The following is a 22,526-nucleotide window of genomic DNA, read 5'->3' on the forward strand; positions in this document are numbered from 1 at the left end:
GCGCAACCTTGCCAAGGTTGAGGTCGCGAGTTCGAGCCTCGTTTCCCGCTCCAAACATTGAAAGAAGTGCCAACATCTTTCAGCCAAAAAGGGAAGCAATTGCTTCCCTTTTTTGTCGGAATATTTCCGAACATGGCGCGATAGCAAATCGGTTATGCAACGGATTGCAAATCCGTCTAGCCCAGTTCGACTCTGGGTCGCGCCTCCAGATCAAAAGCCGCTGCAGCATATGCTGTAGCGGCTTTTTTCATGTTCATGGGTCGCCTGCGAAAAGGGTGATTTCATCGCTTGTGATCCAACGTGCCACGGCATCAAGCACAGCCAATTCACGACCTTGGTAGGAGTGGAAATGGCCCGCGCCGCATGGGTCACCTTGAGGGGTCCCCCCGCGCACGGTGATCAGCTGCGTGCCGGCAACCGTTTGGATGGGGACATAGGGCGTGGCTTTGCATTGGTCGTTCAAATTGTGGACGAAGATCCAAGGGGCCTTGGCCTGTGCCATGTCCATGCGTGAGATGCTGCTGCCGTAATCGGCGAATCGCATGCCCGCGGCATACGACATGGACGCCGAATGGATACTGCCCTGAATTTGGTCGCCAAGCCGCATGGCGAGCCAACGCGATGAAATGCTCCCGTAGCTGTGCCCCATGATGAAAATGCGCTCGATGCCTTGCGTCGCTTTCAGGTGCGCGATCAAACGCGAAATATCGTCAGCATGTTGTTGGCTTGAGCGGTAACTGTCGCTGCAGCCTGTGGGATCGGCAGATCGCTGGCTGCTGCCCCATTGATCAGTGGGGCAGTCGACCATCACAAACGTGATGCCTTTGGAGGGCATCAAATCAATGTGGCGGGTGGCATAGAAACGGCTGTTGGGGGCATTGGTGATGAAGCGCTCGGCTTGCATGTTCTCAGGCAACCAAAGCTGGCCCGGCCAGCCCGGGAAAAACAGCAATGCTGTTGAGGATGGGTTTTGGCTGGACGCCATGGCAACGGCACGCAAGTGCGCGGGGAATTTGCTGAAAAATCCGAATTCCCGCCCCAGATCGATCTGAATGAATTGCGCCTTGAGGTCTTGTGAGAACACAGGCAGTGCAGCTGTGCAAAACACCAACAGGGCCCACAGTTGGCGTGTGGCGCGGCCAATGGAGATCATGGTTGTCGTCGTTGATCAGCGTGTCAATTGGCGCGGGCTACCCAAACCGTGGCACCCTCAGGGCCATACAGCTCGGCATGAGGCACATTGCGGGCCAAGCGAAAAGTGTCCCCGGCTTTCAGATGCAGAACTTCTTCGCCGGTGGTTAACCAGTATTCACCTCGGGCAACACAGGCGCTGACATCGAAAGGGTGCGTGTGTGTCTCCAAGTGAAGCTGGGGCGCCCATTCCCTGACGATGATTTCATCGAAACCCTCTGAGCGCGCCTGCTGGCTAAATGTTTCAAATGTCGGTGTACTCATGGGGCAGTCTGTCCGTGAATGTGGTGATGTGACTTCAGCAAGCTTATCTTGGTTGAATGGCGGCTGTTTTGTCCAGTGTTCAGGCGACAGTTGGGTCGAGCTGGCAGTGGGCCTGTTGTTCAGTTTGATCGCGGCGCACCGCAAAACGGCTCATTCTTGTGGCTTAATAACGGTTTGCATTATTTTCCTGGAGCCACAGATGGGCAACAAAATCGTTACCGAAGCAGATCGTAAATTCACACCACCACTGCCAGCATTGCCCGGCGTGACACTGCGCACCCACGGCCGTGGCCAGCGCGTGAGCCTGGAGCGTGGCGTGGCGACTCGCAGCAAGAAAAATCCTGGCAAGCGCTCCAAAAAGGGCGGTTGATCGTTCAAGATGTGACGCACAGTCACAACTTGACCAAAAGCCACTGAATCCTCAGTGGCTTTTTTGTTGGCGTTTTTGAGTTTCTACAAAGGGGACACGCATGATCATTTCTTATGCAGCGATTTTGGCGGCTGGTTTGACGCCGCTGGTGTGTGCGGGCATTGCCAAAGCGGGAGCCAAAGGCTATGACAACCACAACCCCCGTGAATGGATGGCGCACCAGACCGGTTACCGTGCCCGCGCCAATGCCGCTCAAGCCAACAGCCTGGAGGCCTTCCCATTTTTTGCAGTCGGTGTGGTACTGGCTTTGTTGACCGGGGTGGAGCCATTTGTGGTGGATCTGCTGTGTGTGTTGTTCACCGCAGCGCGTGTGGCTTATGTGGCCTGCTACCTCAAGGACAAGGCCTTGTTCCGTTCGATTTTCTGGGCTGTAGGCTACATCGCCGTGCTGGCTTTGTACGTCTTGGCGATGCTGAATTTACAGCTCGGCTGAGCGCAGAAAACCCTCTTTATCAGGGCACAATAGAGTCCCAGCCTCGGTGGTGAAACTGGTAGACACACCGGACTTAAAATCCGTTGCTTCCGTAACAGGGGCGTGCCGGTTCGATTCCGGCCCGAGGCACCACAGTCAGAAGAACATCATCATGAACCACGACAACGCACCGTTTGAGATCCACGTGCATGGTGATGTGCCGATCAAACCTGGCACCGATCTCCAGGCTGTTCAAGAAGCGCTCAAGCCGCTTTGGCATTACGCAGGTGCGCGTAGCCTGAGCGAGGGCTCGCTCAGCCTGTATGAAGAAGAGCCAGGCATCCGTTTCGATCTGAACACGCATCGTTTGCACATGTGCTGGACGGTGCGCGGCGATGACGATTTCCGCATGGTTCTGGACGATCTGTGCATGAACCTCAATGAACTGTCTGCCGCTGGTACCCAGATCGAGGTCACTTTCTACGACACCGATTTCGACGACGAAGACGAGGCCAACGGGGGCGAGTCGCGTGACGATTTTGTGATGCTGTTCGTTGGACCCGATCCTGGTGCCATCATGCAGGCGCAGCGTGATTTGCTGGTGCATGACGTGATCAACATGATGGAGCGCCACTTCGATGGTGCCGAGCTTGGCGGTGTGGTTTCTGAAATCGACAAACTGTTCAGCCAGCGTTTTGACAACCTGGTGAGCTCGCTGGACATTGGCAAGCCACCTAAAGGCTCTGGTGGCAACGGCCATGGCGGTGGCAACCGCCGACCCCGACACCTGCACTGAAAGTCCTGCCATGAAAGCCTTGTTCGCAAGCGATGCGCTGAACCCCGGTGTTCGACTTCGAGAGGTGTTTGGATGGGCGATGTACGACTTCGCCAATTCGGGCTACACCACGGTGGTCATCACCGCGGTGTTTGCGGCTTATTTCGTAGGGGGTGTGGCGCAAGGCGCGCCCTGGGCCACATTGGCCTGGACGGTCGGGCTGAGCATTTCTTACGCCATCGTCATGCTGACCATGCCGGGTTTGGGGGCATGGGCCGATCGCACGGCAGGTAAAAAACGTTTGCTCATGGCCGTGACCGCAGCATGCGTGCTCAGCACCGCTGCGCTGGCTTGGGTGGGGCCGGGCCAAGTGGTGTTGGGACTGTGCTTGCTCATCGTCTCCAACACCTTTTTTTCTTTCGGCGAGTCCTTGACGGCTTCATTTTTGCCAGAGCTGGCCAGGCCAGAGGCCATGGGGCGTGTCAGCGGCTGGGGTTGGGCTTTGGGTTACATCGGCGGCATGTTGACCTTGGGTGTTTGCCTGGCCTATGTGCTGGCTGCACAAGCGCGAGGCGAGAGCGGCAGCCAGTTCGTGCCTGTGACCATGCTCATCACGGCGGTGGTGTATGGCGCAGCGGCTTGCGTGACCTTTGCCTTGATGAAGGAGCATTCCCCCCCGCAGCCCGATGCGCCTGTGGTGGGCATGCTGCAAAGCCTGCGCCAGTTGAAGCAGACCTTCAGGGATGCTCGACCTTACAAGGACTTCACACGCTTGATGGCCTGTGCGGTGGCCTACCAAGGTGGGGTGGCGGTGGCGATTTCGCTGGCGGCCATTTATGCCGAACAGGTGATTGGCTTTCAGCCGCAAGAGACCATGGTGCTGATTTTTGTGCTGAACATCGCGGCCTTTGTGGGCGCCTTCGTGTTGGGCTATGCGCAAGACCGCATCGGGCACAAACTGGCTTTGGCCCTGACCTTGCTGGGTTGGATATTGACCTGCGTGATCGCGGCCTTGTCGAGCACGAAAGAAGTGTTTTGGTGGGCGGCGGCCTTGGCAGGGGTGTGCATGGGGTCCAGCCAGTCATCAGGTCGTGCCATGGCGGGCCTGATGGTGCCGCCTGCGCGCCTGGGTGAATTCTTTGGCTTGTGGACCTTTGCGATCCGTCTGGCCAGCATCCTGGGGCCTTTGAGCTATGGCCTCATCACTTGGCTCAGCGGTGGCAACCAGCGCCTGGCCATTGGCTCGACATCTCTGCTCTTTGTGTTGGGCTTGGTCTTGCTGATGCCGGTGAGCGTCGAGCGGGGGCGCCGCATGGCGCTGGTCCAGATCGAGCACTGATCAAACGTGCGGGTCGGCCTTGTGGCAGGCCGAATGGGGCAGTTTCAGCCAACGCAGAGCAGCCGCTTGAAGCGCGCCAAGTTCCCCATTGGTCATCAAGCGCATGCGTGCAGAAGCCGCATGGGGTGCAGGCCCGCTGCGCAATTGGGCCGATGCCTCCAGCAAGCGGCGCGTTTGGCGGGACACAGGTTCACCGGTCGACACCAGTTGCACATCCGGCCCGAGCCATCTGCGCAACGCGTTTTCAGCAAAGACGTAGTGCGTGCAGCCCAGCACCAAAGTGTCCATCTCGCCCGGTGCCGTGCCAAATCGGCCCATCTGTCCGGTGTAGTCCCCAAGCAATGCGCTGATCTGGTCAGCGTCGTGTGTGGCCGATTGGGCGTGTGTGCTTTGCTCAATGGCCAGCGCCAAACCCTTGCAGGGCTGAACCACGAAGTCGGCCTGGTCTTGCAGGCTGGCGAGCAGCCGATGGAATTTTTCGCTCGACAACGTGCCCTTCGTGCCGATGACGCCGATGCGTTTGGTTTGGCTCAGCGCGATGGCCGGTTTGAGCGCGGGCTCGACGCCGATCAAGGGCAAATGCGGGTACTGCGCACGCAAGACGTGGATGGCGGCTGCCGTGGCGGTGTTGCAGGCCACCACCAAGGCTTTGATGTGGTGGTGCTCAATCAGGTGCTGAGCAATGGCCAGGCTGCGCTGGCGCACGAAGAGATCGCCTTTTTCACCATAAGGCGCATGACCGCTGTCGGCCCAGTACACAAAGTGTTCATGGGGCAGCTCGGCCTGCAGGGCCTGCAGCACACTCAGGCCTCCGATGCCGCTGTCAAAAACGCCGATGGGGGATTCGGTCATGGATCGGGTGAGGGCAGGGCATCTTGCCTAAACAAGGCCCCTGCCGCATCACATTCAGGCAGAAGTCACGCCAATGCCCTTGAACTCACCCGTGGCAATGCGCTTTTGCCATTCGGCTGGGCCCGTGATGTGGGCGCTGGTGCCACCTGCATCGACGGCCACCGTCACGGGCATGTCGACCACGTCGAATTCGTAGATCGCTTCCATGCCCATGTCGGCAAAGCCCACCACCTGGGCGTGTTTGATGGCTTTGGAGACGAGGTAGGCCGCGCCACCCACGGCCATGAGGTATGCCGACTTGTGCTTCTTGATGGCTTCGATGGCGACCGGGCCGCGCTCGGCCTTGCCGATCATGGCGATCAAACCGGTGTTGGCCAGCATCATTTCGGTGAAGCCGTCCATGCGGGTGGCAGTGGTTGGGCCTGCGGGGCCCACGGCCTCGTCGCCCACGGGGTCCACGGGGCCGACGTAATAGATGACGCGGTTTTTGAAGTCGACAGGCAATGGCTCGCCCTTGGCCAGCATGTCCTGGATGCGTTTGTGCGCAGCGTCGCGGCCCGTCAGCATCTTGCCGTTGAGCAGCAAGGTCTGGCCGGGTTTCCAGGCTGCCACTTGTTCGGGCGTCAGGGTGTTCAGGTCCACGCGCTGGCTCTTTTCGGTGTCGGCCGTCCAGCCCACATTGGGCCACAGGTCGAGCGAGGGGGCTTCGAGGTAAGAGGGGCCGGAGCCGTCGAGCACAAAGTGCGCGTGGCGCGTGGCCGCGCAGTTGGGGATCATGGCCACGGGCTTGCTGGCCGCGTGCGTGGGGTACATCTTGATCTTGATGTCGAGCACGGTGGTCAGACCGCCCAGGCCTTGCGCGCCAATGCCCAAGGCGTTGACCTTGTGGTACAGCTCCAGGCGCATTTCTTCGACTGGGTCGAGCTTTTCGCCCTTGCTGGATTTTTCGAGCAGCTGGTACATGTCCAGGTCGTCCATCAGGCTTTCCTTGGCCATGAGCACGGCTTTTTCGGCCGTGCCGCCAATGCCGATGCCCAGCATGCCGGGCGGGCACCAGCCAGCGCCCATGGTGGGCACGGTTTTGAGCACCCAGTCGACGATGCTGTCACCGGGGTTGAGCATGATCATCTTGGACTTGTTTTCGCTGCCGCCGCCTTTGGCCGCCACGGTCACATGCACATGGTGGCCGGGCACGATCTTGGTGAAGATCACGGCAGGGGTGTTGTCCTTGGTGTTCTTGCGGTTGAAGTGCGGGTCAGACACGACCGAGGCGCGCAGCATGTTGTCGGGGTGGTTGTAGCCCCGGCGCACGCCTTCGTTGACGGCGTCTTCCAGGCTGCCGGTGAAGCCGTCGAATTTCACGTCCATGCCCACTTCAAGGAACACGTTCACGATGCCGGTGTCCTGGCAAATCGGGCGGTGGCCCAAAGCGCTCATCTTGCTGTTGGTCAGAATCTGCGCAATGGCGTCCTTGGCCGCAGGGCTTTGCTCGCGCTCGTAAGCGCTGGCCAGGTGCGAGATGAAATCAGCCGGGTGGTAGTAGCTGATGTACTGCAGCGCAGCGGCAACGGATTCAATCAGGTCGTCTTGTTTGATCAGGGTGGTCATGGTGTGTGATCCAGTGGAGAGTCAAAATAAAAAAGGCTCAGTGGGCTTTGTCGTGGTGGGACATCAACCGGTCGGCATAAGCAATGGCGATCGCGCTCAGGAGAAACGCGATGTGGATGATGGTTTGCCACATCAACACTTTTTCGTCGTAGTTGGCCGCGTTGATGAAGGTCTTGAGCAGGTGGATGGAGCTGATGCCGATGATGGCCGTGCCCAGCTTGACCTTGAGCACCGAGGCGTTCACATGGTCCAGCCACTCGGGCTGGTCGGGGTGGCCTTCCAGGTTCAGGCGCGAGACAAAGGTTTCGTAGCCGCCCACGATGACCATGATCAGCAAGTTGGAGATCATGACCACGTCGATCAGGCCCAGCACCACCAGCATGATCACGGTCTCATTGAGGCTGGTGATGGCCGCATCGGTCTTGTAGCCAATGCTGCTGATCAGCAATTGCAGTGCGTGCTGGTTGCCAAAAGCGGCTTCGAGCAAGTGCACCAGCTCCACCCAGAAATGGAACACATACACCGCCTGCGCTGCGATCAGACCCAGATACAGCGGCAATTGCAGCCAGCGACTGGCAAAGATGAAGTTGTTGAGGGGGCTGGTGGCGCGTTTGACGCCCGAAGATGGTTTGGACATGGTTTTCCTGAAACTTTCCTGAAGCCAGTGGCTTCTGGCAGACCCGAATTTTAGGCGGTAGAACCGCAATTTCACCCCCAAGGCGTGCAAGTCTGATGTCAGTCAGTGCTTTGTAAGAGCGAAAGCAGACATTTGCACCAGTTTTGAAAACGCCATGTCATTGAGGAGACAAATCTGATGAGTTCCACCATTTACCAACCGAGCGCAGACTTCGTTAAAAACGCCAACGTCTCGGGCATGGCCGCTTACGAAGCCCTGTGCAAAGAAGCCGAAACCGACTACCAAGGCTACTGGGGCCGTCTGGCCAAAGAGCTGATCACCTGGAAGACGCCTTTCACCAAGGTGCTCGACGAGTCCAATGCCCCTTTCTTCAAGTGGTTTGAAGACGGCACTCTGAACGTGTCTTACAACTGCCTGGACCGCAACGTCGAAAAAGGCTTGGGCGACAAGACCGCCATCATCTTCGAAGCCGACGGCGGCGAAGTGACCAAGGTCACCTACAGCCAGCTGCTGGCCAAGACCTGCCAATACGCCAATGCCTTGAAGAGCTTGGGCATCAAAAAAGGTGACCGCGTCGTCATCTACATCTCCATGTCCATCGAAGGCGTGGCCGCCATGCAGGCCTGCGCCCGCATTGGCGCGACCCACTCGGTGGTGTTCGGTGGCTTCTCGGCTCAATCGCTGCGTGACCGCATCGAAGACACCGGCGCAGTCGCCGTCATCACCGCCGACAACCAAGTACGCGGTGGCAAGCTGCTGCCTTTGAAGTCCATCGTGGACGAAGCCATCGCCTTGGGCGGTTGCGATGCCATCAAGAACGTGCTGGTCGTCAAGCGCTCGGGCGCTGACATCGCCATGACCGCAGGCCGCGACCTGTGGATGGCCGATGTGGCGGACAAGCAAGCCACTACCTGCGAGCCAGAGTGGGTGAGCGCTGAACACCCCTTGTTCTTGCTCTACACCTCGGGCTCCACCGGCAAGCCAAAAGGCGTGCAACACAGCACCGGCGGTTACCTGCTGCACGCCGCTTTGACCACCAAGTGGACCTTCGACTTGAAGGCCGACGACGTCTTCTGGTGCACGGCCGACATCGGCTGGGTCACAGGCCACACCTACATCACCTACGGCCCCTTGGCTCTGGGCGGCACTGAAATCGTGTTCGAAGGCGTGCCCACTTACCCCGACGCTGGCCGCTTCTGGAAGATGATCCAGGACCACAAAGTCTCGATCTTCTACACCGCGCCCACCGCCATCCGCTCGCTCATCAAGGCTGCGGAAGCCAACGATGCTGTGCACCCCAAGAGCTACAACCTGTCCAGCCTGCGCCTCTTGGGCTCGGTTGGCGAGCCAATCAACCCCGCCGCATGGGAATGGTACTACGAGCACGTGGGCGGCAGCCGCTGCCCCATCGTGGACACTTTCTGGCAAACCGAAACCGGTGGCCACATGATCACCCCGTTGCCCGGTGTGACCCCCATGGTGCCCGGTTCCTGCACACTGCCTTTCCCCGGCATTCAGGCTGCCATCGTGAGCGAAACCGGCGAAGACATGCCCAATGGCCAAGGTGGTATTTTGGTCGTCAAGAAGCCTTGGCCTTCCATGATCCGCAACATCTGGGGCGACCCCGAGCGCTTCAAGAAGAGCTACTACCCTGAAGACTTCAAGGGCAAGTACTACCTGGCTGGCGACGGCGCGATCCGCGACGAAAAGACCGGCTACTTCACCATCACCGGCCGCATCGACGACGTGCTGAACGTGTCGGGTCACCGCATGGGCACGATGGAAATCGAATCGGCTCTGGTCAGCTGCACCGAGCTGGTGGCCGAAGCCGCCGTGGTGGGCCGCCCTGACGACACCACGGGTGAAGCGATTTGCGCCTTCGTGGTGCTCAAGCGTTCGTTGCCCAACACCGACGAAGGCAAGGCCATCGCCAAGCAATTGCGCGACCACATCGCCAAAGAGATCGGCCCGATTGCCAAGCCCAAAGACATCCGCTTTGGCGAGAACTTGCCCAAGACCCGTTCGGGCAAGATCATGCGTCGCCTGCTGCGCTCGCTGGCCAAAGGCGAAGAGATCACGCAAGACATCTCGACACTGGAGAACCCCGCGATCCTGGGCCAGCTGGGTCAGGCTTACTGATCTGCGCGGGCGCATGCCCGCCGCCCACCAAAAACGGCAGCCTCGGCTGCCGTTTTTGTTGCTGGCGCGATCCTGATGATGGGTCTGGGCTTTCTCTGGCGTCCACAGATTGCATCTTCAACAGATGAATCCATTTGTAAAAAGTAAGAAAAACATCTCTTGAGTTGGAATATTGGGTCATAAAAAATTCATTTACATGTTTAAATGATGACTTGCTACATACCTTGTCGATGAGACTTGGTCCTCTTTTTATGAACTTCCAAGCTATGACTGTTTTGACTGTCCTGATCGGGATTTTTTTGGTGTTGTGGATCGTTTTGCAGCATTTTCAGCTGCTGTCCAGCAGACGGGAATTATTTGCCGAGCAATCGCGTATTCGGGATCTTGCCCGCTTGCAATCCGAGCTGCGTGACAGAGTCAACCTTCATGAAGAAGACGCGCGCCAACTCAATGATCAACATGCTGTGGCACTTCAGAGTTTGGATACGGCCAATCGCAGCATGACAGAGCTGCAGTCTCAACTGCTTGCGTCTCAAGGCCAAGTTCGTCATTTGGAGCAAGCGCTCGCAGGGGCCCAAAACGCGCATGCACAGTCTCAAAATCAATGCAATGCCTTGAAACTGGAACATCACCAGGTTTTGAAAGACAAGGAAGCAGAACACCTTCAGCAGCATCAGGCGCAACTCGATTTGACTGAGCAAAAAGTCAATCAAATGACCCAGCACACAGCTGCGCTGACCACTGATTTGAAGGGCGTGCAAGCGGCTCTGCAAACTTCTCGCAGCGAGCATGCGCAAGCTGTTCAGCTGGTGCAAGAGCTTCGTCGCAAAGTCGAGCAACTGGAAGCGCTTCATCTTGAAACCGATCAGCGACTGAAGCAACAACTGGTTTTGACTGAGCGAAGTGACATGAATGCTCAAAAGTCAGCCCAGGAGTTGGCCAATTCTCACGTGAGGTCGTCGCAATTGCAGGCGGAGACCCAGCAACTCCAGCAAGCCAACCGTCAATTGCAAGAGTCTTGGCAGCAAGAAAAAAGCACTTGGGTGCGGTCACTGGAGCAGCAGCAGTCTGTGCATCAAGCTCAATTGCAAGAGCTTGGACAGTCGCACCAAAATTCATTGGCTCAGGCTTTGTCTGGTGCAGCCAATGAGCTGCAAACGTTGGAAAAAGCCTTGATCGAAAAAATGCAAGGCATGGCCCAGACGCACGCACAAGAACATGCCCGCACACAAAACGAATTGACCAATCTGCAACAGCAATTCCAGGAGCTTGGTCAAAGTCGTGCTGCGCTGGAGGTGTAATTGCATGCTTCACACCATCAGAAGCAGGCGGTTCAAGACAGGGTCATGGATTTTGAAAAACGTTGGAGCCAACTGTCCCACGAACAGCAACAAGCCCACGAAATGCTCATGAACCTGAAGTCGTTGGTGGCGGCGTCCTGATCAGGGCTCAGTCGCCCAACACGACACCTTCGCGGCGCGGGTCAGCGCCGCCAAACCAGCCCGTGGGTGTGCGCTCGATCGCTTGCAAGCCGCTGGTCATGTCCATCTCACGCACCACATGCCCACGGGCTTTGAGCGCATCGATGGTGCTGGCTGGAAAACCTTGGGCTTCGAGCAGGGTGGGGCCGTTGAGAGAGCCAAAGTTGGGCAGGCTGACCGCTTGCTGTGCGTTCAAGCCCCAATGCAGCGTGCCGGTGAGCAGCTTGGCCGTGTAGTGGATGATCAGCGCCCCGCCTGGACTGCCGCCGCTCATCAGCAATTGACCGGTGGTTTTGTCGAACACCAGCGTGGGCGACATGGACGAGCGGGGCCGCTTGCCGGGCTCGACCCGGTTGGCGATGGGACGACCTTGCGCATCGGCAGGCACAAAGCTGAAATCGGTCAACTGGTTGTTGAGCAAAAAGCCACCCGGGCGGGATGGGTCGGTCGTGACCATGCGCCGCGCACCAAACGCGGCTTCAATGGTCGTGGTCATGGCCACGGCGCGGCCTTTGGCGTCGACCACGCTGATGTGGCTGGTGCCGTATTCGGTTTGCATGGGCATGGGCGCCCAGCTGGTTTGGACACCACCGGGCAGCCCTGGTGTGGCCACTTTCATGGACTGCGTGCCGATGAGTCGGCTGCGTTCACGCAAGTAGGCCGGGGCCAGCAGGCTGCGCCAATCACCGCCAGGCGCACTCACAAAGTCGGGGTCTGCCACGTACTGCGCACGGTCGGCAAAAGCCAGGCGCGAGGCTTCGGTGTAGCGGTGCAAAAAGTCGGCGGAGGGCAGGCCATTTGAAAATGCTGCGCCTTGAGCCGAGGTATGGTCCAGTATGCCCAGAATTTGCCCGATGGCGATTTGACCCGAGGACGGTGGTGGAAAGCCGCAGATGCGGTACAGGCGTGCTTGGGCCATGTGGTCAAAGCACAGGGCTTCACGTTCACGGGCTTGGTAGTCGCGCAAGTCTTGCAAAGTCAATGTGCCCGGCCGAGGTGCTTGGGCGCTGCGGGCCACGATGGCCTGGGCCACCGGTCCTTCGTGCAGGGCGCGACTGCCTTCGGCGGCGATGCGGCGCAGTACATGGGCATATTCCGGGTTGCGCAGCACATGGCCTACGGGCCAGGCTTGGCCCTCGGTGTTGTAAAAGAAGCGCTCGGCCAGTGGGTCTTTTTTCAAATGCGGATCGGTTTGCAGCAGCGTGTGCAGGCGCGGGCTGACCTTGAAGCCCTGCTCGGCCAGTGTAATGGCGGGCTCGAACAGCTGTGCCCAGGGCAGCTGACCGTGTTGCCGGTGGGCCGCTTCCAACATGCGCACCGCACCAGGCACGCCCACCGATCGCCCGCTGAGCACGGCCTCGTCAAAAGGCAACGGCTTGCCGTCCGTGCCCATGAACATGTCGCCCGTGGCAGCTGCTGGGGCGGTCTCGCGCCCGTCATGCGCTGTGACTTTTTGCCCATCAAAGTGCAGTAAAAAAGCGCCACCGGCAATGCCGCTGGACTGCGGCTCTACCAGACCCAGCACCATCTGCACCGCAATGGCTGCATCCAGCGCCGAGCCACCCGCCCGCAGAATCTGCAGCCCTGCATCGGTGGCCAGCGGGTTGGCTGCCGCCACCGCCTGCTGGGCATAAGCCCATCCCGGCTTGTCGGTCATGCCGCTGGCGGCTTCGGGTTGCTCGGGCACGCTGTAGCGCCAGCTGGTGCTGGGTGTTGGCGATGCGCAAGCGCCAAGCAGCGCTAAAGTGATCAAGCTCAGTGGCAGGGTTTTACTCATGAGGCCTCCGTTTCACTGCATGCTAGCCCCAAAACGACAACAGGCCCCGAAGGGCCTGTCGCGCAGGGAGGCGAAGCCTCAACTTATTTCGGTGCCAAGCGGATCGCGCCGTCCAGGCGGATGACTTCGCCGTTGAGCATGTCGTTTTCAATGATGTGCTTGGCCAGCTTGGCGTAGTCCTGGGGGGTGCCCAGGCGGCTAGGGAAGGGCACGCCCGCGGCCAGGGCGTCTTGCACCTCTTGGGGCATGCCAAACAGCATGGGGGTGCCGAAGATGCCGGGGGCGATCGTCATGTTGCGGATGCCGTTGCGGGCCAGATCGCGGGCGATGGGCAGCGTCATGCCGACCACGCCGCCTTTGGACGCGGCGTAAGCGGCCTGGCCGATCTGGCCGTCGTAGGCGGCCACGCTGGCGGTGCTGATCAGCACGCCGCGCTCGCCGGTGGCTTCGGGCTCGTTTTTGCACATGGCTTCCGATGCCAGGCGGATCATGTTGAAGGTGCCCACCAGGTTGACCATGATGGTCTTGGTGTAGACGGCCAGGCTGTGCGCGCCGTTTTTGCCCACGGTTTTTTCGGCGGGGGCAATGCCTGCGCAGTTGACCAGGCCCATGAGCTTGCCCATGGACACGGCCTTGGCCACAACAGCTTGGCCGTCGGCTTCGTTGCTCACATCGCATTTGACGAAGGCGCCGCCGAGTTCTTTGGCGACCGCTTCGCCTTTTTCGGCTTGCATGTCGGCGATCACCACTTTGCCGCCGTTGGCCGCCAGCATGCGCGCGGTGCCTTCACCCAGGCCCGATGCGCCGCCGGTGACGATGAAAACCTTGCCTTGAATGTCCATGTCTCACTCCTGTTTCAGTTGACGTTACGTAAACGTCAATTATGCACATTCGCGGCCTGTTCGGGTAGTCCACGCGTGCGGATGTAACGGTTTTCAAGTACGGCGCCTACGTCAAAAAGTGGATTGGCTGGCTTGCTGCCGCTGCTTAGCATGGCTTGTCCGTCAGACCCATCGGTCTGGCGTAGCGCAATGAAGACCCCACAGGAGGCATGCATGGTTTCAAGCTTGGCGTTGGGCCCAGACCGTTTGGTCGAGACCGATGAAAACTGGCGCAGGGCGGCTGATTTGTTGTCAACCGCCGGCATCACGGTGGGGGGGAGTCAGCCTTGGGATATGCAAGTACACCACCCGGCGACCTTTGACCGCATCCTGACCCGTGGCAGTTTGGGTTTGGGTGAGAGTTACATGGACGGCTGGTGGGATTGCGAGGCGGTGGATGAATTCATCGCCAGGATCTTGCGGGCACGGCTGGACCAGCAGGTCGGCCGTGCAGGCTGGATTTGGGCATCGCTGAAAGCGCGTTTGACCAATTTGCAGTCCGAGCAGCGGGCCTGGCAGGTGGGCGAAGTCCATTACGACCTGGGCAATGATCTGTACGAGGCCATGCTCGACCCGTCCATGGCCTACAGCTGTGGCTATTGGGCGCAAGCCAGCGATTTGCAGGGGGCGCAGCAAGCCAAGCTGGACCTGATATGTCAGAAGTTGCAATTGCGCCCCGGCATGAGTTTGCTGGACATTGGTTGCGGCTGGGGCAGCCTGATGCTGTTTGCGGCTCAGCATTACGGCGTGCAATGCGTGGGGCTGACCATTTCCAAAGAGCAGGCCCGTTTGGGGGCGCACAAAGCGGGCACTTTGCCTGTTCGCTTTGAGCTGGCCGATTACCGGCAGTTCAATCTGCAGGGGGCTCAACGCTTTGACCGTGTCGCTTCGGTCGGCATGTTCGAGCATGTGGGGCACAAGAACTACCGCAGTTACTTCGACATGGCCAGGCGCTGTTTGCGTGATGATGGTTTGTTTTTGCTGCACACGATTGGCAAAAACCATGCGGGCTCAGCGATCGACCCGTGGATTGAGCGTTACATCTTTCCCAACGGGGTGTTGCCCTCGGCTTCAGAGATCGGGTTTTACAGCGAGCACGATTTCGTCATGGAGGACTGGCACAACTTCGGTGTGGACTATGACAAGACCCTGATGGCATGGCACCAACGTTTTGAAGCGGCCTGGCCCGACTTGCGGGCCAAGTACGGCGAGCGCTTTTACCGCATGTGGCGCTATTACCTGCTGTGCTGCGCGGGCACCTTCCGGTCACGCGACAACCAGCTTTGGCAGGTGGTCTTTTCGCCAAAGGGGCAGGCGGGCGGCTATCGCCGACCACTGGCTTGAGCGCAGAAGGCGCCTTACTCGTTGGCGTTCATCTTGTGCACAAACATGCGCAGGAAGAAGGCGGCCATGAGCAGCATGAACACGATCACGCCCACACTCATCAGGCCATAGTCGGTAGAGAACAAGTCGAGCAGCATTTTCATTTCAGGTCCTTGAATGGGGCGACGTCTTCACTGTGCGCCGATCTGTCAGACTTGGGCTGATCTGTGTCAAGCGCCGCGCGACAATTCCTGCGGCCTCTGATCTTTGTCAAACTTATCTCGCTGATCTGACATGCCTTCTTCCCGAATTTTTCTGATCCTGGGCGCCTTGAGCGCCGCACTGAGCGTGGTATTCAGTGCTGCCTTCGCCCATCTGCCCGCATTTGCCAATGGCATCCCGGCCATGGTGCAAACCGCTTTGAGCCAGCAGCAGTTCCATGCCTTGGGCCTGATCTTGGTGGGGCTGGCCTTGGGCGGGCGTGGCCCGTCGCGCTGGTGGCTGGCCTCGGGCTGGCTCATGGCGCTGGGCATGGCCTTGTTCAGCTTCAACATTTACGCCCGCGCTTTGCTGGGGTTTGATGCTTGGCGTGCCCTGGTGCCCTGGGGCGGTAGCGCCTGGATCGCGGCCTGGCTGCTCCTGGCCGTGGGGGCATTCCGTCCTGGCTATGACACCCATTGAAACTTCCAATGGCTTTGACCTGCCAGTCGGGGTGGATTCGATTTATGATTCAACCCAATGAGTTTTCTCATTCGATAGTTTTTTTCAACCAACCAAAGGAAACACCATGTCCCTGATCAACACACAAGTTCAGCCATTCAAAACCCAAGCCTTCCACAATGGCAAGTTCATCGAAGTGACCGAGCAAAGCCTCAAGGGCAAGTGGAACGTGTTCATCTTCATGCCTGCGGCTTTCACCTTCAACTGCCCTACAGAAATCGAAGACGCGGCTGACAACTACGCAGCTTTCCAGAAAGCCGGCGCCGAGGTGTACATCATCACCACCGACACCCACTTCTCGCACAAAGTGTGGCACGAGACTTCGCCTGCTGTGGGCAAAGCCAAGTTCCCATTGGTCGGCGACCCAACACACGCTCTGACACGCGCTTTTGGCGTGCACATCGAAGAAGAAGGCCTGGCACTGCGCGGCACCTTCATCATCAACCCCGAGTTGACGATCAAGACCGTGGAAATCCACTCCAACGAAATCGCCCGTGACGTGTCCGAGACCCTGCGCAAGCTGACCGCTGCCCAGTACACCGCCGCCAACCCCGGCCAAGTGTGCCCCGCCAAGTGGAAAGAAGGCGCCAAGACTTTGGCTCCTTCCATCGACCTGGTCGGCAAGATCTAAATCTTGACTCCAAGCCCTGTTCTTCAGGGCTCTCAACACCCTGCAGCGCAGGGCGTTGAGCACAGCGCAACAAGGCCACCCGCCCGGTGTGCGCTGTCCTCAACGATTCCCCCAAACCCTTTTTTCCGAGGCCCCGCCATAAGCGGGACCCTGGATGTGTGCAGCCCGAAACAGGAGAAAACCATGCTCGACGACACCCTCAAAGCCCAATTGCAACAATACCTTGGCTTGCTGCGCCAGCCGATCCGCCTGATCGCCTCGCTGGACGACAGCGAAACCGGCACCGACATGAAGAGCCTGCTGGAAACCATCGTCGGTTTGTCGGACAAGGTCACGCTGGACACCTCGGGCAACGATGCGCGCAAGCCGTCTTTTGTGGTGGCGCGCGAGGGCCAAACCGAAGGCGTGCGCTTTGCAGGCCTGCCGCTCGGCCACGAGTTCACCTCGCTGGTGCTGGCCTTGCTGTGGACCGGCGGCCACCCGCCCAAGGTCGAGCCAGAAGTCATCGACAGCATCAAGGCCCTGGATGGCGACTTCAGCTTCGAGGTCTACATGTCCCTGAGCTGCCACAACTGCCCGGACGTGGTGCAGGCCCTGTCGCTCATGGCCATCTTCAACCCCAAGGTCAAGACCGTGGTGATCGAAGGCGGTGCCTTCCAGAAAGAAGTCGAAGAGCGTCAGATCATGGCGGTGCCCATGGTGTTCTTGAACGGTCAGGTGTTCGGCTCGGGCCGCATGAGCGTCGAAGAAATCGTGGCCAAGCTCGACACGGGCGCAGCGAAGCGCGAAGCAGCCAAGTTGGACGCCAAAGACCCCTATGAAGTGCTGATCGTGGGCGGTGGCCCCGCAGGTGCGGCAGCTGCTGTGTACGCGGCCCGTAAAGGCATCCGCGTGGGCGTGGCCGCCGAGCGTTTTGGCGGCCAGACCAACGACACCATGGCGATCGAAAACTACATCTCGGTGCTGGAGACCGACGGCCCCAAGTTCTCGGCTGCTCTGGAGGCGCAGGTGCGCCACTACGGCGTGGACATCATGAACCTGCAACGGGCCGACAAACTGACGCCCGCAGGGGCCGATGGCTTGGTGCACATCCAGATGGAAAACGGCGCCACCCTGAAGGCCAAGACCGTGATCCTGTCCACCGGTGCTCGCTGGCGCAATGTGAACGTGCCCGGCGAAGCCGAGTACAAAAACAAGGGCGTGGCCTACTGCCCGCATTGCGATGGCCCGCTGTTCAAGGGCAAGCGCACAGCGGTGATCGGTGGCGGCAACTCCGGCATCGAAGCGGCGATTGACCTGGCCGGCATCGTCGAACACGTCACCGTGATCGAATTTGCCGAGCAGCTCAAGGCCGATGCGGTGCTGGTGAACAAGCTGCACAGCCTGCCCAACGTGACGGTGCACACCAACGCCCAGACGACCGAGATCACCGGCGACGGCAGCAAGGTCAACGGCATCCGTTACAAGGACCGCGCCACCGGCACCGAGCACCATGTCGAATTGGCGGGCGTGTTCGTGCAAATCGGCTTGGTGCCCAACACCGAGTTCCTGAAGGGCACGGTCGAGCTGAGCAAATTTGGCGAGATCGTGGTGGACGCCAAGGGCCACACCAATGTGCCCGGCGTGTTCGCCGCAGGCGACTGCACCACGGTGCCGTACAAGCAGATCGTGATCGCCGCAGGCGAAGGTGCCAAGGCCGCTTTGAGCGCTTTTGACCACCTGATCCGTTCCTGATTCTCAGGTGCGCTTAACGAAAACCGGGCTGCTTGCAGTCCGGTTTTTTGTTTTCAGCGCCTCACTTGGTCAAGATCAACTTGCCTTGCCGGGTGATCTGGAGTTTGTAGGTTTCGCCCTGGTGCGCGATCAGCACCTGGTGGGCCGCCTCGAACAAGGTCTGGCTGTCAATGGTGCGCACGGCTTGTGCCACTTGTGGCCTCTTGCCGGGTGCGCTCAGTTCGGGGGCTTGGCCCTGAGGCTTGTTCGCTGGGGTCATGACCGGCCTGACCAGTGAAGGTGTGCGGGGGTGATGTCTTGCGGGGTTCGGCAGCCGCACAGGGTCATGGCCATTTCGAGTTCGTCTCGCAAAAGCCGCAGCACTTGGGCCGCGCCACGCGCACCCGCGTGGGCCAGTCCATAAAGGCAGGGGCGCCCCACCAGCACCGCATCCGCCCCCAGCGCTAGGGCTTTGAACACATCGGTGCCTCGGCGTATGCCGCCGTCCACCAAAACTGCCGCATCGCCTTGCACCGCATCCACCACGGGGGGCAGCAGCCGGGCGCTGGCGGGCTGGGTGTCGAGGGTGCGGCCGCCATGGTTGCTGACGATCAGACCACTCAGGTTCAGGCGCACGGCTTGGGCTGCGTCCAGCGGGTGGGTGATGCCCTTGAGCAGCACGGGCAGCCGGGTCCAGCTCTGCAGCCGCGCCACATCGTCCCAGGTGGGGGCGGCGTTGGCGTGTCCTGCGCACAAGCCAGCGCTTTTGGTGGGCGGCTGGGCTTGCCAATGCACTGGGCGGGCGTGTTCAGGCAGCGGCAGGCCGGGGCCCAGGCGCCGCTCTCGGTCACGCACGCCTTGCACAGGCGCATCCACAGTGAGCACCAAGGCCTCGTAGCCTGCGTCCTCAATCTGTGCCATCAAGGCGCGCAGCGGCCCGTGGTCGGCCTGCCAGTAGAGCTGGAACCACAGCGGGCCGCGCTCGGCTTCGCCCTGCACCAAATCGGCCACGGTCTGCAAAGAGGTGCTGGTCTGGTGCGACAACACCATGCCGCAGCCTTGCGCAGCCGCGGCCAGCGCCATGCCTGCCTCGCCATCGGCGTGGGCCCAGCGCTGGTGGGCCATGGGCGCCACCAGCATGGGGGTGGGCCAAGGGCGCCCCAGCAATTCAATGCGGGTGTGCCCGCCCTTCAAGTCTTGCAGCACGCGAGGCGCCAGGCCCATGTCTTGCCAGGCCCGGGTGTTGTTCTGGAGCGTGATTTCGTCAGCCGCGCCGCCCGAAAAGTACGCCCAAGCCGCCTCATCCAGCGCAGCGTGGGCGAGTTTTTCATGGTCGTACAGGTTGATCGGTGTGTCGTTCATGCGGGCGACGCTCAGGTGTCTGCCCATTGGCGCAGCAGGTTGTGGTACACGCCCGTCAAGGCGGTGGTCTCTTTGGTTTCGCCCAGTTGCGCACGCAGCTTGAGCAGGTTCATGTCCAGGTCGAACAGGATGCGGCGCTGCTCCTCGCTGCGCACCATGCTCTCGATCCAGAAAAAGCTGGCCAGCCGTGCGCCCCGTGTGACGGGCGTGACCTCGTGCACCCGCGTGCCGGGGTAAAGGATGGCGTCGCCCGCTGCCAGCTTGAAGCGGCGTTCACCGCAGTGGTCTTGTATGCACAGCTCGCCCCCGTCGTAATCCTGCGGATCGCTCAGAAAGACCGTGCACGACAGGTCAGAGCGCATCCATTCCGGCGTGCCCTGCGCGGTTTGTGAGCGCAGCACTGCGCCGTCGATGTGTGGCCCGTAATGGCTGTGTGCGGTGTCGTAGCGGTTGAAGAGAGGGTGAAAAATCCGCCTGGGCAGCGCAGCTGAGAGCAACAGGGGCTCGCGCTGCACCGCCGCCAGCACCAGGCCTTGCAAGCGGCGGCAGCTGTCGCTGTCTTGGGCCAGCTGCAGGTTGTGCTTTTGCACAAGTGCTTGGGCGCCCGCACTGCTGCGCCCGTCGATCCAGGGGGCATCGTCGCCCAGCCCGGCGCGTGCGCTGTGCACTTCATCGGGGCTGAGCAGCTGGGGCAGGTGAAGGATCATGGGGCGCGCCTGCCTCAGAACCGTGTTTTGAGCGACAGCTGCACGGTGCGCGGCGCGCCCGGGCCGTAGAAGCCCCGGTACAAGGTGTCGGCATACAGTTTGTTCGTCAGGTTGTTGACGTTGAGCTTGAGCGCGGTGGCGTCGCTGAAGCTGTACTCGGCCATGGCGTCCAAGGTGGTGAAGGCGGGGGCCACCACATGGCGGTTGCCTTCGGGCGATTGTTCGCCCCGGTGGTTGATGCCCCCGGCCACGCGCCACTGGCTGCTGAGCAAGTAGCTGGTCCAGAGGCTGGCGCTGTGCTTGGGCGTCAGGGCCGGGCGGTCGCCCAGGCGCTGGGCGTTGCCTGTGGTGATGGTGCTCTCATCAATGCTGGCGCTCGGAATCCAGGTCTGGTTGTAGAACACTTCCCATTTCGGCGTGATGCGCCCGGCCAGGTTGAATTCCATGCCGCTGGCATGGCGCTTGCCCGACAAGAGCATTTGCGCGGCAGCGGCATCCGGGTCTGTGTTGCGCTCGTTGTATTTTTCCGAGTGGAACAGGGCCACGCCCAGCGAGGCTTTCTTGTTGAAGATTTCCCACTTGCCGCCCAACTCGAAGTTGCGGCTTTTTTCGGGTGGCGTGTTGGCCAGTTTGGCGTTGGCACTGCCCTCGCCAAAGCTGCCCAAGGCAAACTGGTAGGTGTCGCCCGAGGTGTTGTACGAGGTGCCCGCGCTGGCGTAATAACTGCTCAATTCGTCAGGTTGGAAGATCAGTCCCGTGCGCGGGCTCCAGAGGTTTTCGCTCATGGCAAAGCTGTTGCCGCTGGGGTCGCGGTAGTCGCCCGTGAAGTGGTCAAAGCGCAAACCCGCCACCCATTTCAGGTGCGGCAGCAGTTCGACCGTGTCTTGTGCATAGACACCCAGGCCTTGGGCCTTGAAGGTGTTCATGGGGGCGCTGCCCCGCGTATCGGCGCGCCAGGCACCGTCGTCGGGGGTGCCCACGGTGGTGTTCAGGCCCGATGCTGCTCCTGCAAAGCTTTGGTTGCGCTGGGCGTTTTCGCGGTATGCGTCCACGCCGGTGATCAGCTGGTGCGTGTGGCCCCAGGCTTGCAGCTTGCCCGAGTAGTCGCTTTGCACTTGGGTCAAGTCGCTCACGCCCACGCGGCCTTTGGGGGTGCGCTTGAGCGCGGTACTGGCGCTGATCTCGGCCAAGCGGGTGATCGGGTTGACAAAAGCGATGGCGCTGGCCCACAGGTCGCGTTCGTAGTGCCCTTGGCGCAGCTGTGTTTTGATTTGGCTGTCGGCGTCAAAGCGGTGCACATGGCTGAAGGTGCCGTAGGTGCTTTCAGTGCGCAGGTGGTCGCTGGCCAGCCCGTAGTAGTTTTGGGCGGCCAAGGTCGGCACGATGACGCCGCTCTGGATGAACCAAGGGTGGTTGTAGAGCGGGCGACCCTGGGTTTCCAAGTGGTACAGGCCGACGCTGAATTCGTCGCGGTGGCCGATGCCCCAGCGAAAAGTCGGCGCAATGCCTCGCTTGTCCACTTTGGCGCCCCAGTTGTCGGCTTGGTGCGTCATGGCGTTCAGGCGGAACGCGGCGTCTTCGCCGGTCACCCAGTTGAAGTCGCCCGTCAGGCGGTGCTGCTGGCCGCTGCCCACCGTGAGGTTGAGTTCGTGCTCCTCGAGCAGTTGGGGCGCCTTGTTGACCTGGTTGACCACGCCGCCCGTGGAGCCTTTGCCAAACAACATCGAGGCCGAGCCTTTGAGCACCTCGACCCGGTCCTGGTTGAAGGTGTCGCGCTCGATGAGCGGGGCGTCGCGCAGGCCGTCCACATAAATGTCGCCCGCCTGGCCCAGCGAAAAGCCGCGCAGTCGCACATCTTCTTCGCCCGTTTCTCCGGCCTGAAAAGTCACCCCCGCCGTGGTCTTGAGCACTTCGCGGAAGTCGTCCAGGTTGCGGTCTTGCATCAGCCGTTCGGTCATCACCGTCACGGTTTGCGGGATGTCGCGCAGCGCCTGGCGGCCTTTGCCAATTTCGGTGTCGCGCACACGCAGCACGCTCTTGGCGTCTTCGATGCGCGAGTCCTTGATGACCACGGTGCCCATCTCGCGGTCGGATTGGGCCTGCGCGACGGGGCTGACAGCGCCGGCCAGCATCAGCGCGGCCAGGGGCAACAAGGGCGTTTTTGTAGAGGTGGTGTGCATGGTGAAGTCCAATCCAAGGCGGTCGAAAACATCGGTTTTCGGGAAAACAGGCAATGGCTGGCTATCACCCCCGGCTGGTCCGGGGTGAATGGCTGGCTGAAGAA

Annotated in this window: 22 protein-coding genes and 2 tRNA genes; 12 read left to right on the plus strand and 12 right to left on the minus strand. The window is 60.3% G+C overall.

The genetic code is table 11. The features are described from left to right. Window positions 1-134: 134 nt before the first annotated feature. Window positions 135-208, plus strand: a tRNA-Cys gene (locus tag Q1W40_RS09580). 45 nt (window positions 209-253) lie between these two features. On the opposite strand, the gene Q1W40_RS09585 is transcribed toward Q1W40_RS09580, so the two are convergent. Together Q1W40_RS09585 and Q1W40_RS09590 are read right to left on the minus strand one after the other, a co-directional pair. Continuing rightward, entirely contained in the window at window positions 254-1,153 is a 900-nt protein-coding gene (locus Q1W40_RS09585) for an alpha/beta hydrolase (RefSeq protein WP_300711298.1), read from the minus strand. 23 nt (window positions 1,154-1,176) lie between these two features. Further along, window positions 1,177-1,455 carry an AraC family ligand binding domain-containing protein gene (locus tag Q1W40_RS09590; RefSeq protein ID WP_300711300.1) on the minus strand — a complete coding sequence of 93 codons (279 nt, stop codon included), beginning with the start codon at window positions 1,453-1,455 and terminating at the stop codon, window positions 1,177-1,179. Between the two features lie 199 nt (window positions 1,456-1,654). On the opposite strand from Q1W40_RS09590, the gene Q1W40_RS09595 reads away from it, so the two are divergent. From Q1W40_RS09595 to Q1W40_RS09615, 5 genes are all read left to right on the plus strand, one after another. Then, entirely contained in the window at window positions 1,655-1,825 is a 171-nt protein-coding gene (locus Q1W40_RS09595; RefSeq protein WP_199222242.1) for a hypothetical protein, read from the plus strand. 100 nt (window positions 1,826-1,925) lie between these two features. Further along, window positions 1,926-2,318 (plus strand): MAPEG family protein, encoded by a 393-nt coding sequence (locus Q1W40_RS09600; protein ID WP_300711303.1) that lies wholly within the window; start codon window positions 1,926-1,928, stop codon window positions 2,316-2,318. A gap of 40 nt (window positions 2,319-2,358) precedes the next feature. Next, window positions 2,359-2,450 (plus strand) — tRNA-Leu (locus Q1W40_RS09605). Window positions 2,451-2,469: 19 nt separating this feature from the next. Beyond that, entirely contained in the window at window positions 2,470-3,093 is a 624-nt protein-coding gene (locus tag Q1W40_RS09610) for a DUF6806 family protein (protein WP_300711305.1), read from the plus strand. A gap of 10 nt (window positions 3,094-3,103) precedes the next feature. Next, the gene (locus tag Q1W40_RS09615; RefSeq protein ID WP_300711307.1) at window positions 3,104-4,411 is read left to right on the plus strand and encodes an MFS transporter; all 1,308 of its coding nucleotides are present in this window, start codon (window positions 3,104-3,106) and stop codon (window positions 4,409-4,411) included. On the opposite strand, the gene murI is transcribed toward Q1W40_RS09615, so the two are convergent. From murI to Q1W40_RS09630, 3 genes are read right to left on the minus strand one after another with little or no spacing between them, the layout of a single operon-like run. Continuing rightward, on the minus strand, window positions 4,412-5,263 hold the full coding sequence (gene murI, locus Q1W40_RS09620; protein WP_300711309.1) for a glutamate racemase: 852 nt from the start codon (window positions 5,261-5,263) through the stop codon (window positions 4,412-4,414). It abuts the gene before it with no gap. A 54-nt stretch (window positions 5,264-5,317) separates the two neighbouring features. Continuing rightward, on the minus strand, window positions 5,318-6,871 hold the full coding sequence (locus Q1W40_RS09625; protein ID WP_300711311.1) for a fumarate hydratase: 1,554 nt from the start codon (window positions 6,869-6,871) through the stop codon (window positions 5,318-5,320). 37 nt (window positions 6,872-6,908) lie between these two features. After that, window positions 6,909-7,508: a TIGR00645 family protein gene (locus tag Q1W40_RS09630; protein ID WP_300711312.1), complete on the minus strand. Its 600-nt coding sequence runs from the start codon at window positions 7,506-7,508 to the stop codon at window positions 6,909-6,911. 177 nt (window positions 7,509-7,685) lie between these two features. Here Q1W40_RS09630 and acs point away from each other — a divergent pair, with 177 nt between their 5' ends. Together acs and Q1W40_RS09640 are read left to right on the plus strand one after the other, a co-directional pair. Continuing rightward, entirely contained in the window at window positions 7,686-9,647 is a 1,962-nt protein-coding gene (gene acs, locus Q1W40_RS09635; RefSeq protein WP_300711314.1) for an acetate--CoA ligase, read from the plus strand. Window positions 9,648-9,898: 251 nt separating this feature from the next. Beyond that, window positions 9,899-10,948, plus strand: a complete 1,050-nt coding sequence (locus Q1W40_RS09640; protein ID WP_300711316.1) for a hypothetical protein — start codon at window positions 9,899-9,901, stop codon at window positions 10,946-10,948. Between the two features lie 148 nt (window positions 10,949-11,096). Here the strand turns inward: Q1W40_RS09640 and Q1W40_RS09645 are convergent, their stop codons facing one another. Together Q1W40_RS09645 and Q1W40_RS09650 are read right to left on the minus strand one after the other, a co-directional pair. Beyond that, window positions 11,097-12,905 (minus strand): gamma-glutamyltransferase family protein, encoded by a 1,809-nt coding sequence (locus Q1W40_RS09645; protein ID WP_300711318.1) that lies wholly within the window; start codon window positions 12,903-12,905, stop codon window positions 11,097-11,099. Window positions 12,906-12,988: 83 nt separating this feature from the next. Next, the gene (locus tag Q1W40_RS09650; protein WP_300711320.1) at window positions 12,989-13,747 is read right to left on the minus strand and encodes a 3-hydroxyacyl-CoA dehydrogenase; all 759 of its coding nucleotides are present in this window, start codon (window positions 13,745-13,747) and stop codon (window positions 12,989-12,991) included. Between the two features lie 213 nt (window positions 13,748-13,960). Between Q1W40_RS09650 and cfa the strand changes: the two genes are divergently transcribed. After that, entirely contained in the window at window positions 13,961-15,130 is a 1,170-nt protein-coding gene (cfa, locus tag Q1W40_RS09655; protein ID WP_300711322.1) for a cyclopropane fatty acyl phospholipid synthase, read from the plus strand. A gap of 14 nt (window positions 15,131-15,144) precedes the next feature. On the opposite strand, the gene Q1W40_RS09660 is transcribed toward cfa, so the two are convergent. Beyond that, entirely contained in the window at window positions 15,145-15,273 is a 129-nt protein-coding gene (locus tag Q1W40_RS09660; RefSeq protein WP_300711324.1) for a DUF3149 domain-containing protein, read from the minus strand. A 130-nt stretch (window positions 15,274-15,403) separates the two neighbouring features. On the opposite strand from Q1W40_RS09660, the gene Q1W40_RS09665 reads away from it, so the two are divergent. The 3 genes from Q1W40_RS09665 (at window position 15,404) to ahpF (ending at window position 18,194) form a co-directional block, all read left to right on the plus strand. Next, window positions 15,404-15,790, plus strand: coding sequence for a DUF423 domain-containing protein (locus tag Q1W40_RS09665; RefSeq protein WP_300711325.1), 387 nt, complete (start codon window positions 15,404-15,406; stop codon window positions 15,788-15,790). A 106-nt stretch (window positions 15,791-15,896) separates the two neighbouring features. Next, on the plus strand, window positions 15,897-16,460 hold the full coding sequence (gene ahpC / locus Q1W40_RS09670; RefSeq protein WP_300711327.1) for an alkyl hydroperoxide reductase subunit C: 564 nt from the start codon (window positions 15,897-15,899) through the stop codon (window positions 16,458-16,460). Window positions 16,461-16,643: 183 nt separating this feature from the next. Further along, window positions 16,644-18,194, plus strand: a complete 1,551-nt coding sequence (ahpF, locus tag Q1W40_RS09675) for an alkyl hydroperoxide reductase subunit F (RefSeq protein ID WP_300711329.1) — start codon at window positions 16,644-16,646, stop codon at window positions 18,192-18,194. A 61-nt stretch (window positions 18,195-18,255) separates the two neighbouring features. On the opposite strand, the gene Q1W40_RS09680 is transcribed toward ahpF, so the two are convergent. The 4 genes from Q1W40_RS09680 to Q1W40_RS09695 are packed head-to-tail and all read right to left on the minus strand — an operon-like array spanning window position 18,256 to window position 22,422. Beyond that, window positions 18,256-18,453, minus strand: a complete 198-nt coding sequence (locus Q1W40_RS09680; RefSeq protein WP_300711331.1) for a hemin uptake protein HemP — start codon at window positions 18,451-18,453, stop codon at window positions 18,256-18,258. Next, a complete protein-coding gene (locus tag Q1W40_RS09685) occupies window positions 18,450-19,535 on the minus strand; it encodes an alpha-hydroxy acid oxidase (protein WP_300711333.1) in 1,086 nt (361 codons plus the stop codon). Before Q1W40_RS09685 ends, Q1W40_RS09680 begins: the two co-directional genes overlap by 4 nt. Window positions 19,536-19,546: 11 nt before the next feature. After that, complete coding sequence (locus Q1W40_RS09690) at window positions 19,547-20,242, minus strand: Fe2+-dependent dioxygenase (protein WP_300711335.1); 696 nt, start codon at window positions 20,240-20,242, stop codon at window positions 19,547-19,549. A gap of 14 nt (window positions 20,243-20,256) precedes the next feature. After that, complete coding sequence (locus Q1W40_RS09695; RefSeq protein WP_300711337.1) at window positions 20,257-22,422, minus strand: TonB-dependent siderophore receptor; 2,166 nt, start codon at window positions 22,420-22,422, stop codon at window positions 20,257-20,259. Window positions 22,423-22,526 lie beyond the last annotated feature (104 nt).

The sequence above is a fragment of the Limnohabitans sp. genome (assembly GCF_030158565.1).
Classification (GTDB): Bacteria; Pseudomonadota; Gammaproteobacteria; order Burkholderiales; family Burkholderiaceae_C; genus Limnohabitans_A.

Bases quoted from the DNA above. Each gene is read 5' to 3' on its own strand.
- Q1W40_RS09585 (WP_300711298.1), bottom strand. From the start codon at position 1,153: ATGATCTCCATTGGCCGCGCCACACGCCAACTGTGGGCCCTGTTGGTG.
- Q1W40_RS09590 (WP_300711300.1), bottom strand. From the start codon at position 1,455: ATGAGTACACCGACATTTGAAACATTTAGCCAGCAGGCGCGCTCAGAG.
- Q1W40_RS09595 (WP_199222242.1), top strand. From the start codon at position 1,655: ATGGGCAACAAAATCGTTACCGAAGCAGATCGTAAATTCACACCACCA.
- Q1W40_RS09600 (WP_300711303.1), top strand. From the start codon at position 1,926: ATGATCATTTCTTATGCAGCGATTTTGGCGGCTGGTTTGACGCCGCTG.
- Q1W40_RS09610 (WP_300711305.1), top strand. From the start codon at position 2,470: ATGAACCACGACAACGCACCGTTTGAGATCCACGTGCATGGTGATGTG.
- Q1W40_RS09615 (WP_300711307.1), top strand. From the start codon at position 3,104: ATGAAAGCCTTGTTCGCAAGCGATGCGCTGAACCCCGGTGTTCGACTT.
- murI (WP_300711309.1), bottom strand. From the start codon at position 5,263: ATGACCGAATCCCCCATCGGCGTTTTTGACAGCGGCATCGGAGGCCTG.
- Q1W40_RS09625 (WP_300711311.1), bottom strand. From the start codon at position 6,871: ATGACCACCCTGATCAAACAAGACGACCTGATTGAATCCGTTGCCGCT.
- Q1W40_RS09630 (WP_300711312.1), bottom strand. From the start codon at position 7,508: ATGTCCAAACCATCTTCGGGCGTCAAACGCGCCACCAGCCCCCTCAAC.
- acs (WP_300711314.1), top strand. From the start codon at position 7,686: ATGAGTTCCACCATTTACCAACCGAGCGCAGACTTCGTTAAAAACGCC.
- Q1W40_RS09640 (WP_300711316.1), top strand. From the start codon at position 9,899: ATGAACTTCCAAGCTATGACTGTTTTGACTGTCCTGATCGGGATTTTT.
- Q1W40_RS09645 (WP_300711318.1), bottom strand. From the start codon at position 12,905: ATGAGTAAAACCCTGCCACTGAGCTTGATCACTTTAGCGCTGCTTGGC.
- Q1W40_RS09650 (WP_300711320.1), bottom strand. From the start codon at position 13,747: ATGGACATTCAAGGCAAGGTTTTCATCGTCACCGGCGGCGCATCGGGC.
- cfa (WP_300711322.1), top strand. From the start codon at position 13,961: ATGGTTTCAAGCTTGGCGTTGGGCCCAGACCGTTTGGTCGAGACCGAT.
- Q1W40_RS09660 (WP_300711324.1), bottom strand. From the start codon at position 15,273: ATGAAAATGCTGCTCGACTTGTTCTCTACCGACTATGGCCTGATGAGT.
- Q1W40_RS09665 (WP_300711325.1), top strand. From the start codon at position 15,404: ATGCCTTCTTCCCGAATTTTTCTGATCCTGGGCGCCTTGAGCGCCGCA.
- ahpC (WP_300711327.1), top strand. From the start codon at position 15,897: ATGTCCCTGATCAACACACAAGTTCAGCCATTCAAAACCCAAGCCTTC.
- ahpF (WP_300711329.1), top strand. From the start codon at position 16,644: ATGCTCGACGACACCCTCAAAGCCCAATTGCAACAATACCTTGGCTTG.
- Q1W40_RS09680 (WP_300711331.1), bottom strand. From the start codon at position 18,453: ATGACCCCAGCGAACAAGCCTCAGGGCCAAGCCCCCGAACTGAGCGCA.
- Q1W40_RS09685 (WP_300711333.1), bottom strand. From the start codon at position 19,535: ATGAACGACACACCGATCAACCTGTACGACCATGAAAAACTCGCCCAC.
- Q1W40_RS09690 (WP_300711335.1), bottom strand. From the start codon at position 20,242: ATGATCCTTCACCTGCCCCAGCTGCTCAGCCCCGATGAAGTGCACAGC.
- Q1W40_RS09695 (WP_300711337.1), bottom strand. From the start codon at position 22,422: ATGCACACCACCTCTACAAAAACGCCCTTGTTGCCCCTGGCCGCGCTG.